General features: G+C 72.3%; 12 protein-coding genes and 2 pseudogenes. 1 reads left to right on the plus strand and 13 read right to left on the minus strand.

Going from position 1 to position 10,704, the window contains the following annotated elements; all coding sequences use genetic code 11:
• The 13 genes and pseudogenes from MET9862_RS30320 to flgB form a co-directional block, all read right to left on the minus strand.
• Positions 1-98 (minus strand): annotated as a pseudogene (locus MET9862_RS30320) (ABC transporter permease); the annotation flags it as partial.
• A gap of 16 nt (positions 99-114) precedes the next feature.
• The gene (gene fliF, locus MET9862_RS26475) at positions 115-1,827 is read right to left on the minus strand and encodes a flagellar basal-body MS-ring/collar protein FliF (protein WP_142585927.1); all 1,713 of its coding nucleotides are present in this window, start codon (positions 1,825-1,827) and stop codon (positions 115-117) included.
• A gap of 119 nt (positions 1,828-1,946) precedes the next feature.
• Complete coding sequence (locus MET9862_RS26480) at positions 1,947-2,708, minus strand: carbonic anhydrase (RefSeq protein ID WP_142585928.1); 762 nt, start codon at positions 2,706-2,708, stop codon at positions 1,947-1,949.
• 217 nt (positions 2,709-2,925) lie between these two features.
• The gene (gene fliP, locus MET9862_RS26485) at positions 2,926-3,705 is read right to left on the minus strand and encodes a flagellar type III secretion system pore protein FliP (protein WP_142585929.1); all 780 of its coding nucleotides are present in this window, start codon (positions 3,703-3,705) and stop codon (positions 2,926-2,928) included.
• Entirely contained in the window at positions 3,702-4,184 is a 483-nt protein-coding gene (locus tag MET9862_RS26490; RefSeq protein ID WP_142585930.1) for a flagellar basal body-associated FliL family protein, read from the minus strand. The genes fliP and MET9862_RS26490 overlap by 4 nt, the downstream gene beginning before the upstream one ends.
• A gap of 107 nt (positions 4,185-4,291) precedes the next feature.
• Positions 4,292-4,960, minus strand: a complete 669-nt coding sequence (gene flgH, locus MET9862_RS26495) for a flagellar basal body L-ring protein FlgH (RefSeq protein WP_142585938.1) — start codon at positions 4,958-4,960, stop codon at positions 4,292-4,294.
• A gap of 35 nt (positions 4,961-4,995) precedes the next feature.
• Positions 4,996-5,583 carry a MotE family protein gene (locus tag MET9862_RS26500; protein WP_142585931.1) on the minus strand — a complete coding sequence of 196 codons (588 nt, stop codon included), beginning with the start codon at positions 5,581-5,583 and terminating at the stop codon, positions 4,996-4,998.
• The gene (gene flgI / locus MET9862_RS26505; RefSeq protein ID WP_142585932.1) at positions 5,580-6,698 is read right to left on the minus strand and encodes a flagellar basal body P-ring protein FlgI; all 1,119 of its coding nucleotides are present in this window, start codon (positions 6,696-6,698) and stop codon (positions 5,580-5,582) included. Before flgI ends, MET9862_RS26500 begins: the two co-directional genes overlap by 4 nt.
• Positions 6,698-7,186 carry a flagellar basal body P-ring formation chaperone FlgA gene (gene flgA / locus MET9862_RS26510; protein WP_142585933.1) on the minus strand — a complete coding sequence of 163 codons (489 nt, stop codon included), beginning with the start codon at positions 7,184-7,186 and terminating at the stop codon, positions 6,698-6,700. Before flgA ends, flgI begins: the two co-directional genes overlap by 1 nt.
• Before the next feature lie 146 nt (positions 7,187-7,332).
• Complete coding sequence (flgG, locus tag MET9862_RS26515; RefSeq protein ID WP_142585934.1) at positions 7,333-8,121, minus strand: flagellar basal-body rod protein FlgG; 789 nt, start codon at positions 8,119-8,121, stop codon at positions 7,333-7,335.
• 16 nt (positions 8,122-8,137) lie between these two features.
• Positions 8,138-8,500, minus strand: coding sequence for a flagellar hook-basal body complex protein FliE (fliE, locus tag MET9862_RS26520; RefSeq protein ID WP_142585935.1), 363 nt, complete (start codon positions 8,498-8,500; stop codon positions 8,138-8,140).
• 10 nt (positions 8,501-8,510) lie between these two features.
• Complete coding sequence (flgC, locus tag MET9862_RS26525; RefSeq protein ID WP_142585936.1) at positions 8,511-8,927, minus strand: flagellar basal body rod protein FlgC; 417 nt, start codon at positions 8,925-8,927, stop codon at positions 8,511-8,513.
• Positions 8,924-9,307 carry a flagellar basal body rod protein FlgB gene (gene flgB, locus MET9862_RS26530; RefSeq protein WP_185157016.1) on the minus strand — a complete coding sequence of 128 codons (384 nt, stop codon included), beginning with the start codon at positions 9,305-9,307 and terminating at the stop codon, positions 8,924-8,926. The genes flgC and flgB overlap by 4 nt, the downstream gene beginning before the upstream one ends.
• A gap of 182 nt (positions 9,308-9,489) precedes the next feature.
• On the opposite strand from flgB, the pseudogene MET9862_RS26535 reads away from it, so the two are divergent.
• Positions 9,490-10,704, plus strand: a pseudogene (locus MET9862_RS26535) (hypothetical protein); the annotation flags it as partial.

The raw sequence follows: 10,704 nt of genomic DNA on the forward strand, positions 1-10,704 counted from the left end.
ACCCGCTTCACCCCGGCCGCGGTCGAGAACAGGATCGGCCAGACCGCGGCAGCGGCGATCAGGAAGACGATCGCCCCATCCCAGCTCGGGAAGCTCAGCTCGCCAGGATCGCGCTCACGCCGTCACCTCCTCACGCACCAGCCAGCGCTTGAGGATCGCGGCGACCTGCTCCTCGTCGAGGTCGATCATCTGCTCCAGCCGCTTCTGGGGCGAGCGCTCCATCTTCTCGGCCATGTCCTCGATGAGGCTCGCCATGGCGGGGGCGGCGAGCGCCGGATTCTCCGCGCCGGGCCCCGCGAGCGCCGCCTCGCCAGGGGCCGCCCCGGGCAGCGCCGCGGTGCCCTCCGCCGTGAGGACCGGGTTGCCCGCGGCGTCGAGCATCGCGACCTCGGCCTGAGCCGTCTCGGGCACCGCCAGGATGGCGCGGAGCGCCGGGCGCAGGCCGAACCAGATCAGGAGGGCGGCGACAACCAGGATCGTCGCGGCATTGATGAGCGTGCCCGACTGGCGCAGCAGGATGTCGGTGACGGAGAGCGGCGGCACCGGCTCCAGCGCCTGGCCGTCGTTGATGAAGCCGACGGCGGCGACCTTCACCACGTCGCCCCGCTCCTTGCTGGAGCCGGCGGCGGAGGCGACGAGCTGCTCGATCTCGGCGATCTGCGCCTCGACGGTGGCGCCCTTCGCGCTCCCCTCGCCCTTGCCCTCGGGGCCGGCGAGCGCGGCGAGCCGCGAGCGGTTGACGAGCACCGCGACCGAGAGGTGACGGATGGCGTAGCCGTCGCTCACCGTCTGGATCGTCTTCTGGGAGATCTCGTAGTTGGTGAGATCCTCCTTCTTCGAGGTCTCGTTCGACGAGGTGTCGTTGCCGTCCGAGCGCGTGCGCTGGTCGGGCAGGTTCTGCTGCGCGCTCGTCGGGCGGTCGGACTTGCGGTTCTGCGCGTTCTCGCTCTCGCGCACCGAGCGGGTCGAGCGCTCCACCCGCTGGTCGGGGTTGTAGATCGTCTCGTTGGTCGAGGTCTTGTCGGTGTTGAGCCGGGCCGCGACGCTGACCTCGAAATTGCCGGTGCCGAGATAGGGGGTCAGGGTCCGGCGGATGTTGTCCTGCACCTCGCGGCCGACGATCTTCTCCAGGCTCGCCATCTTGCCGGAGGGCTGGAGGCCGTTGTCGTCGCCGGACAGCAGGATCGTGCCGTCCGAGCCGATCACGGTGACGCGGTCGGGCTTGAGGCCGGGGATCGCGGCGGCCACGAGCTGGCGGATCGCCTGCGCGCCGGAGACGTCGTCGGCGGGCTCGGTGCGCACCACCACGGAGGCGGAGGGCGGCTGCTGGTCGCGCCGGAACGAGGCGCGGTCGGGCAGCACGATGTGGACGCGGGCGGCGCGCACGCCCTTCATGCCCTGGATGGTGCGGGCGAGCTCGCCCTCCAGCGCGCGCACCCGCGTCACCTCCTGCATGAAGGAGGTCATGCCGAGCGAGCCGAGATCGTTGAACAGCTCGTAGCCGGATTTCGAGCTCTGCGGCAGGCCCTTCTCGGCGAGCAGCATGCGGGCCTGGGCGGTGTTGCCGTAGGCCACCAGCACGGCGGTGCCGTCGGCGCTGACGTCGAAGGGGATGCCCGAATCCTTGAGCACCCCGCCGATGCGGGCCACGTCCTCGCGCGACAGGCCCGTATAGAGGGGCTCCTGCGCCGGCCGGCTCAGGTAATAGGCGCCGAGCCCGACGGCCAGGAACACCAGGAGGCCGACCAGCCCGAGGGCGATCAGCCTGCGGGCGCCGAGTTCGACGATGTTGCTCCACAGCCTCTCGGCTTGCTCGCGACCGAACATCCCTGGACCAATCCCGCTGGCGACACGACCTTCGTCGACGGTCTGTCTGGCGGGTTAGCCTTGCGCGGGGATTGCGCGCGGGAGCGGAGCCCGGACGCGCCGGGCCCCGGATGACCGTCCTATTCCGAGACGAGGACGAACCGGCGGTTCGCCTGCTGGATCGGGCGCGCATTCATCGGGTAGAGCGCCGTGAAGCGGGCGATGTCCGCGGCCGCGACCTCGACCGGGTCGACGCAGACCCGCCAGTCGACGATCTCGCTGCAGGGCGGCGTCGTCAGCGAGCCCTCGTAGGACCAGTAGCGCCGGGAGGCCGGCACCAGGCCCTCCAGCGCCAGGGGCGCCGGGAGCGGGGCGCGGCCGCCGCTGCGCTCCGGCATCGCCGCCATCACCTGCGCGAAGGCGAGGTTGGGCCGTCCCTCCGCCAGGAACACGCCCAGGACGCCCAGCGCGCCCGACGGCCCGTGCCGGTGCACGAAATGCGCCTCCATCGGGAAGGCGCGGCCGTCGATCCGGTGCTCGCTCGGCGCGTGGAAGTGGACCTGCACGAGGTCGTAGTGCATGCCGCCCACATCCATGCCGCCCGCCCCGGGCGTCGTCACCTCGATGGTGTGGCCGTTGTTGACGACATCGCCCGCCACCGGCTTCCAGGCGAGGTTCAGGCGCGGCAGGCTGGCCCGCGTCGTCGTCCGGATGTCGATCGGCGACTGCTCCGTGCCCGCCCGGCAGGCCAGCGCCTGCGGATCCCCGTCGCCCCAATGGTCCGGGCCGGTCGCGCCCGCGTAGCTCCAATGGTGCTCCTCGGCGGCGAAGCTTCGCGTCCCCGCGCAGAGCAGGCAGCCGGCGAGGCCGCCCATCGTCTTCAGAAATCCCCTGCGTTGCATCTCCAACGGCCCCCGGTTCGACGCGAAACCGCCTGGCCGTCTGTCGTCGATCGCGATGGTCCGGGCGGCGCGGCAGGGTATGGGCCCGTGCTGCGACATTCAACCGCATGGCTCTGCGCGACGTCCCAATCGCGGGGCGCCGCGTCCCATCGGCTGCTGCCGGATCCGCGGCGGCCGGGCCGCCTGCGGCGCAAGCTCAGAAGCATGCGCCGCAAGCTCAGAAGAACGACCGCACCAGCCCGCCGACGAGCAGGTTCCAGCCGTCGATCAGGATGAAGAACAGCACCTTGAACGGCAGCGAGATCACGGTGGGAGGCAGCATCATCATGCCCATCGACATCACGATGGTCGAGACGATGATGTCGATCACCAGGAAGGGCAGCGCGATCAGGAAGCCGATCTCGAAGCCCCGGCGCAGCTCGGAGATCATGAAGGCCGGGATCAGGATGCGCAGGTCGATCTTCTCGCCGGCCTCCGCCTTCGGCAGGGTGCGGCTCGCGAGGTCCGAGAAGGTCTGAAGGTCCTTCGGGCGCACCTGGGAGGCCATGAACTCGCGGAACGGGTCGACGATCCTCGGGAAGGCCTCCTCCTCGCTGATCCGGTTCTCCTGCAGGGGCTTCACGCCCTCGTTCCAGGCCCGGTCGAAGGTCGGGGCCATGACGTAGAAGGTCATGAACAGGGACAGCGAGACCAGGAACAGGTTCGCCGGCGTGCTCTGCAGGCCGAGGCCGGAGCGCAGGAAGGAGAGCGCCACGGCGAAGCGCGTGAAGCTCGTCACCATCACGAGGAGGCCCGGCGCCAGCGAGAGCACCGTGAACAGCGCCACGAGCTGCAGGATGCGGCCCGAGGCCGCCCCGTTGCCGGGCGGCAGGAGCTGGTCGAGGAAGGGCATGCCGGTGGCGGAGCCCGGCGCGCCGCCCGCCCCTTGCGCGTGGGCGGCGCTGGCCGCGAGCGTCAGGGCGAGGACGGCGAGGAGACGCAGGGCGCGGCCGGTCATTGCACCACCAGCGATTCGACGATGAGCTCGCGGACGGCGCCCTTGCTGCGCAGGGCCACGCGCTCGTTCAGGTCCTCGCGCAGGTGCTGGAGGCCGCTCGCCCCCTCGATCTGGGCCATCGAGAGGGTGCGCAGATAGGCGATCATGTCGGCGCGGATCTCCGCGACCGCCACGTCCGCGCTCTGCAGGGCGCCTGTCTTGAAGACCAGGGAGGATTCGAGGCGCACCCAGGAATCGGCCGGGTCGGCGAGGTTCGTCACCACGGAGCCGACGCTGCGCAGGCTCAGCTCGCCCGCGTAGTTCAGCACCGGGGCGGCCTTGGCCTGCTCGTCGCGCACCTTCTGGTCGACGACCTTCTCGACGCTCGACAGCAGGTAGGCGCCGAGCGCCCCCCCCGTGCCGACCGCGACCAGGGTGGTGACGAGGAGCGCCCCGATCCAGCCCTTGCCGCCCTTCTTCGTCTCCGCGCCCTCGGCCATCGGAGTGTTTCCTTCCAGGTGGCCCGCGAGGCGCGGCCTCGGGGGCGGTCCGCTCTTTCACGCGCGCTCTCGCATCGAACCGGAAGCCGGTTCGGCGAAAGAGCGCTCTAGAACGGCGCCACGGTCTCGAAGATCTGCTGGCCGAGCGTCGGGGCCTGCACGTCGGTGATGCGCCCGCGCCCGCCGTAGGAGATGCGCGCCTCGGCGATCTTGTCGTAGTCGATCGTGTTCTTCCGCGAGATGTCGCGCGGGCGCACGATGCCGGCCACCGCCAGCACCCGGACCTCGTTGTTGACCCGCACCTCCTGCGAGCCCGAGATCAGCACGTTGCCGTTCGGCAGGACCTCGGTGACGACGGCCGCGATCGAGAGGCTCAGGGTCTCCTTGCGGTCGATCGTGCCCTCGCCCTTCGTGCTGGTGCCGGAGCGGATGCCGGCATCGGCGGTGGCCGAATCCTTGAGCCCCGAGACGCCGTAGCCAAAATCGAAGCCGAGGCTCGACTTCTGGCTGCGCGAGCGCTCGCTGGCATTGTCGAACTGCGCCTTGTCGTTGATCGCGATGTTGACCGTGATCACGTCGCCGACGTTGCGCGCACGCGGATCCTGGAACAGCTCGGCGCTGCCCGGCGACCAGGTCGAGTGGTAGCCCGAGCGCGGGCCGAGCGCCCCGAAGGTGACGGGCAGGGGCTCGCGCGGCGGCGACAGCCCGGCGCCGACCGGCGTCAGCACCGGCTGCCGGCCGATCTCGGCGACGTTGCTGTGGCAGGCGCCGAGCATCAGGGTCAGGGCGAGCGGAGGGATGAGACGGGCCGTCACGATCTGTCGTCCTGCTTCTCGGTCTTCTTGGCCTCGTCGCGCTTGCGGCCGAGATCGGACATCCGGCGCGCGAGGCCGGCGGCGCGGGCGGCCTCCATCTCGGCGAGGATGGCGCTCGCCGCCCGGGCGTTGAGCTTCGAGAGGATCGCGGCGGCCGCGTCCTCCTGCATGGTGGCGAGCTGGGGCGCGGCGGCGTCGGGGCGCATCTTGGCGTAGAGCGCCACCACCGACTCGTCGGCCTTGGCGAGGAAGGCCTCGCGGCGCTTCAGCCAGATCTCGTACTCCGCCCGCTTCTCCTCCAGCTTGGCGATGCGGGCCTCGACCTCGCGCTCGAGGGCGGCGAGCTGCTCCTTCTGCCAGGCGAAGCGGGCATCGGCGGCGGCGTCCGCGATGCTGGCGCAGTAGCCGGCCTTGGGCTGCTCCTTCACGAAGTCCTGGGCCGTGACCTCCTTGGCCCCGTCGCGGATCGCCAGCGCCTTCAGGGCGGCCTCCTTGGCGGGGTCCGCCTGCTCGCCGTGGCCGCCGCCGGCCGCCAGCGCGGGCGCGGCGAAGAGGCAGAGCAGGAGCGTGAGGACGCGCGTCATTGCACCACAAGCTCCGCCTGGAGGGCGCCTGCGGTCTTCACCGCCTGCAGGATCGCGATGATGTCGGTGGGTTTCAGGCCGACCGAGTTCAGGCCGCGCACGAGCGTCTGCAGGTCCGAGCCGCCGATGATGGCGAGCTTGCCCTGCTCCTCGCGCGCCGCCACCTCGGTGCGCGGCACCACGGCGGTCTCGCCGCGGGAGAAGGGCCCGGGCTGGGAGACCTCGGGCGTCTCGGTGACCCGCACCGTCAGGTTGCCGTGGGTGACGGCCACCGTGGAGATCTGCACGTTGCGGCCGATCACGACCGTGCCGGTGCGCTGGTCCACCACGACGCGGGCCGGGACGTCCGGCTGGATCGTCAGGTCGCCGATCTCGGCCACCAGCCGCGTCTGCGTCTCCCCCCGGCTGCGCAGGACCACCACCGAGCGCTGGTCGCGGGCATTGGCGATGCGGCGCCGGAAGCGGCCGAGCGACCAGGCATTGATCGCGTCGGCCACCAGGGTGGCGGTCTTGAAGTCCGGGTTCTTCAGCTCGAAGACGAGTTCCGGCAATTCCCGGAACGCACCGGGCACCTCGCGCTCGATGAGCGCCCCGTTCGGGATGCGCCCGGCCGTGGGCACCCCTTGCGTGAGCTGCTCGGCCTGGCCCTGCACGCTGAAGCCGGAGACCGCGAGCGGCCCCTGCGCCGCGGCGTAGACGAGGCCGTCGCCGCCGGTGAGCGGCGTCATCAGCAGGGTGCCGCCGCGCAGCGAGGTGGCGTCGCCGAGCGAGGTCACGGTGACGTCGATGCGCGAGCCCGTGCCCGTGTAGGGCGGCAGGTCGGCCGTCACCATCACCGCGGCGATGTTGCGGGTGCGCAGGCGCGCGTCGCGCACGTTGATGCCGAGCCGGTCGAGGAGCGATTGCAGCGATTGCTCGGTGAACTGCGCGTTGCGCAGGGTGTCGCCGGTGCCCTGGAGGCCGGTGACGAGGCCGTAGCCGAAGAGCTGGTTGTCGCGCACGCCCTTCAGCGTCGCGATGTCCTTGATCCGGGTGCCGGCGAAGGCCGGCCCGGCCGGGACGAGGGCGAGCCCCGCCGCGAGGAGCGCGAGCAGCGCGAGGAGACGGCGGCGCATCACTGCGCCCCGATGCGGATGCGCCCGTCGGCCATCACGGTGCCGAGCACGATGCGGTTGGTGTCGGTGTTGCGCACCCGGATGGTCTCGCCGAGGCCCCCGTTCTGGAGCGGCGCGCCGACCGCGGTGATGATGAGGCCGTTCTCCTCGAAGATCATCTGCGTGGGCGCGCCGCGGCTGACGAGGCGGGGATCGTCCACCGCGTTCACGGGGACGGGCTCACCCGGCAGCAGCATGCGGCGGGCGGTGCGCCCGGCCATGGCGAGCGGCGCGTCGATCACGGCCGAACGCCCGCGATAGCTCGCCGGATAGGGCTGCAGGCGCAGCATCGTCTCCTTGATGGTGTCGCCCGCATAGATCGTGACGGTGGGCACCGGCAGCAGGATCTCGTCCGGGCCCGCCTGGACGGGGCCGGCCTGCGCGGAGGCGGCCCGCGCGGGGGCGCAGGCCAGGAGCAGGGCGAGGGCGGCGAGGCGGAGGCGGGACATGGCGGTCGCGGCCGGAATTCTGCGAGCGGGGCGCGCGGGGGCGCCCGGTCTGTCCACCCGGCACGCGGGGCGCGTGCCGGGCCGTGCGATCGGGAAGGCGGTCGCCCTCGGCGGCTTGCCGCTCGGCGATCCCCGTGTCGGATCCCCTAGCGGATCCCCTTGGAGACGGTGCCGGCCATCTCGTCGGCGGCCTGGATCACCTTGGAGTTCATCTCGAAGGAGCGCTGGGCCGTGATCAGGCTGGTGATCTCCTTGACCGGATCGACGTTCGAGCCCTCGAGATACCCCTGCTGGAGCTTGCCGTAGCTGACGTCGCCCGGGTTGCCGACCACCGGCTGGCCGGAGGCTGGGGTCTCGCGGTAGAGCCCGTTGCCGAGCGGCTCGAGACCGGCCTCGTTGGCGAAGTTGGCGAGCGTGATCTGGCCGAGCTGCTGCAGGGCAACCTGGCCGTCGACCTTGGCGAAGACCTGGCCCGACTGGTTGACCGTGAGCTCGGTGGTGTTGTTCGGGATCAGGATCGCCGGATCGACGAGATAGCCCTCGAGGGTCACGAGCTGGCCGGCGGCGTTCTTGTTGAAGGCGCCGGCGCGGGTGTAGTTGATCTCGCCGTTCGGGTTGGTGATCTGGAAGTAGCCGCGCCCGTTCACCGCGAGGTCGAGCTGGTTGCCCGTGTTGGCCAGCGACCCCTGCCGGTGCAGGTTGCGGATCGCCGCGGCGCGCACGCCGAGGCCCAGCATCGCGCCCTCGGGGATCGCCTCCTGGCCCGCCTGGTTCGGCACGCCCGACTGGCGCTCGGCCTGGTAGAGCAGGTCCGTGAACTCGGCCCGCGCGCCCTTGAACCCCGTCGTGTTCAGGTTCGCGATGTTGTTGGCGATGACTTCGAGGTTGAGCTGCTGGGCGGACATGCCCGTGGCGGCGATGGCAAGCGCTCTCATCGGTTCTCGGGCTCCGTCAGATCGCCATGCGGCTCAGTTCGAGATAGGCGGCCACCACCTTGTCGCGGATCGCCACCGCGGTCTGGAGGCTCTGCTCGGCCGACATCACCGCTTCGACCACCGCTTGCGCGGTCGCCTTGCCCTGGATGCCGGCGATGGAGGCGGCCTCGCCGGCGCGCAGGTCGTTGCGCACGCCGGTGGCGAACTGGGCCATGATGTCGGCGAAGTCGCCGGCCGAGCCCGAGGCGGGCGCGGTGCCCGCGACTCCGCCGAGGCCGGAGAAGGCCGCCTTCTGCACCGGCGCGGTGTCGGCCCGCGACAGGGCGGCGGACTGGACGGCCTTGTCGAAGGCCGAGAGCGACGCGAGAGCCTCGATCATCGAGAATCCTTCAGGACTTGAGGAGGTCGATCACGCCGGCCACCATCGCGCGGGCCTGCTTGATCACCTGGAGGTTGGCCTCGTAGGAGCGGTTGGCCTCGCGCATGTCGGCCATCTCGACCAGCATGTTCACGTTCGGCAGCTTGACCACGCCGTTCTGGTCGGCGGCCGGGTTGCCCGGGTCGTGCTCGGTGCGGAACGGCGCCCGGTCGGTGCCGATGTCCGAGACGCGCACCGAGGCCGCGCCGATGGCCCGGTCGAGCTCGGCCCGGAAGGTCACGGTCTTGCGCGCGTAGGGATCGGAGCCCGGCGTCTCGCCCGTGGACTGGGCGTTGGCGAGGTTCTCCGAGACCACCCGCATGCGCAGGGACTGCGCTTCGAGCCCGGCGCTGGCGAGCCGCGAGGCGGAGAGCAGCGGATCGATCATGAGCCGCTCCGCACCGCCAGCCGCAGCATCCGGTCGAAGGCCTTCGTGATGCCGAGGTTGAGGCTGTGCTCGCGCGAGACCTCGCTCGCCTTGAGCATCTCCTGCTCCAGGCTGACGCCGCTTCCGGTCTCCAGCACGTCCCAGCCGTCCTGGGCGGCCGTCGCCCGCACCGGCACGCCGCCGGAGTCGCCGGCATGGGCGGCGGCGGTCGTCGCCAGATCCAGCCCGGTGCGGGCCAGGACCTGCGCGAAGGGAGCGACGTCGCGCGCCTTGTAGTCGGGGGTGTTGGCGTTCGCCACGTTGCCCGCGATCGTCGATTGCCGCACCGCCAGGTAGCGAGCCTGCTGCGAGGCGAGGTCGAACAGGTACACGCCCGTCATCAAGCCGCCTCCGTCCTTGCGTGCCTGGAGAATCCGGGGCGGCCCCGAACGGACCTCCCTCTCTGGATCCGCGATGTAGGCCGGCAATCTTGCACGAGGCTGGCGGCTGCCTTGACAGGCTGCGCCGCCGCGGCCCACTCCGCGCGAAACCCGTCGCGAAACCCCGAATTCCTGCCGAGGCGATGCTCCCGGACGACCCCCCGGACGCGGTGCCGGACGATCTCAGCGCGCCCGCGGGCGCGCCCGCGGGCGCGCCCCCTGCCGCGTCCCTGCCGGATCCCCTGCTCGATTCGCCACCGGAGGCCGCGCCGGAGGAGCCCGCGCGCGCGGGCGATCCGGGCGAGGATCAGGCCGTCGCGCAGGATGGCGGCCCGATCGGCGACCTGACCCCCGTCACCGCGCGCTACGCGGGCGGCGCGGGCGCCGGCCCGCGCGCGGGCGAGCATGTGGTCGCGCCGAAGAACCGCTGGGCGCGCGCCGTGCTGGGCTTCCGCGGGCTCGAGCCCGGCGGGCGCTACTGCCTCGAATTCGGCCTCGTCTGGGACGCGGCGGAGACGGCGCAGGCCGTCCTCGACTTCGCGCTGGCGGGCTTCGACTTCCTGGCCGCGGACGGCTCCAGCCTGGATGCCGAGCAGGTGCCGGGTCTGGTGCGCACCCTGCCCGACCCGCACGGCGCCTGGATCGCCGGCCCGGCCTACCAATCCGCCGGGCAGGGCCGCCACGCCCCCTGCCGCATCGCCTTCCGGGTGCCGGCCGGGGCACGAGGCCTCGCCCTCGGCTTCCGCTCCTGGCGCAACACGGCGCCCTTCCGGGTCGCCGACGTGGTGCTGCGCCCCGCCGGCCTCGACGCGGCACCCCCGCCCGCCCGCGCGCTCGGGCCGGAGCCCTGGATCGTGCGCCACGCCCTGCTGCCGGGCGTCGGCCTCGTCCTGCGCGGCCAAGTGGTGGCCGGCCGGCCCGACGAGCACGCCGCCTACGCGGCGATCCTCTACCGGGACGCCGCCGGCAGCCCCCTGCCCCCGCCCTATCCGGGCACGGTCTCGGTGCCGGGCCACGGCGCCTCCGTGAACCTGCCGGCCACGCCCCAGGCCCGGCGCTTCACCCTGTCGCTGCGCCCGCCCACGGGGGCGGCCTCGGTCGAGATCGGCTTCCGCACCTGGGAGGAGCCGGGCGAGGAGATCCCCGAGGTCGCCCTGGTGGCCGCGCCTGAGGTGACGCTGGAGGAGGATTTCCGCCTGGAGCGCCTGTGCGGCGAGGACGCCCTCGACGCCTCGGCCTTCCCCGCCCGCCTCGCGGAGCGGCTCGGCCTGCCCGAGGGCGCCGAGGCCGGCTGGCTCCCGGCGGAAGCCGCGCCGCGAGTCCTGGCGCGGGCCCGCGCCCTGCGCGAGGGCGAGGCG

It is taken from the genome of Methylobacterium symbioticum (assembly GCF_902141845.1).
Classification (GTDB): domain Bacteria; phylum Pseudomonadota; class Alphaproteobacteria; order Rhizobiales; family Beijerinckiaceae; genus Methylobacterium; species Methylobacterium symbioticum.

Bases quoted from the DNA above. Each gene is read 5' to 3' on its own strand.
- MET9862_RS26500 (WP_142585931.1), bottom strand. From the start codon at position 5,583: ATGACGCGCGTCCTCACGCTCCTGCTCTGCCTCTTCGCCGCGCCCGCG.
- fliF (WP_142585927.1), bottom strand. From the start codon at position 1,827: ATGTTCGGTCGCGAGCAAGCCGAGAGGCTGTGGAGCAACATCGTCGAA.
- flgA (WP_142585933.1), bottom strand. From the start codon at position 7,186: ATGTCCCGCCTCCGCCTCGCCGCCCTCGCCCTGCTCCTGGCCTGCGCC.
- flgB (WP_185157016.1), bottom strand. From the start codon at position 9,307: ATGACGGGCGTGTACCTGTTCGACCTCGCCTCGCAGCAGGCTCGCTAC.
- fliE (WP_142585935.1), bottom strand. From the start codon at position 8,500: ATGATCGAGGCTCTCGCGTCGCTCTCGGCCTTCGACAAGGCCGTCCAG.
- flgI (WP_142585932.1), bottom strand. From the start codon at position 6,698: ATGCGCCGCCGTCTCCTCGCGCTGCTCGCGCTCCTCGCGGCGGGGCTC.
- MET9862_RS26490 (WP_142585930.1), bottom strand. From the start codon at position 4,184: ATGGCCGAGGGCGCGGAGACGAAGAAGGGCGGCAAGGGCTGGATCGGG.
- flgC (WP_142585936.1), bottom strand. From the start codon at position 8,927: ATGATCGATCCGCTGCTCTCCGCCTCGCGGCTCGCCAGCGCCGGGCTC.
- flgH (WP_142585938.1), bottom strand. From the start codon at position 4,960: ATGCTCGGCGCCTGCCACAGCAACGTCGCCGAGATCGGCCGGCAGCCG.
- flgG (WP_142585934.1), bottom strand. From the start codon at position 8,121: ATGAGAGCGCTTGCCATCGCCGCCACGGGCATGTCCGCCCAGCAGCTC.
- fliP (WP_142585929.1), bottom strand. From the start codon at position 3,705: ATGACCGGCCGCGCCCTGCGTCTCCTCGCCGTCCTCGCCCTGACGCTC.
- MET9862_RS26480 (WP_142585928.1), bottom strand. From the start codon at position 2,708: ATGCAACGCAGGGGATTTCTGAAGACGATGGGCGGCCTCGCCGGCTGC.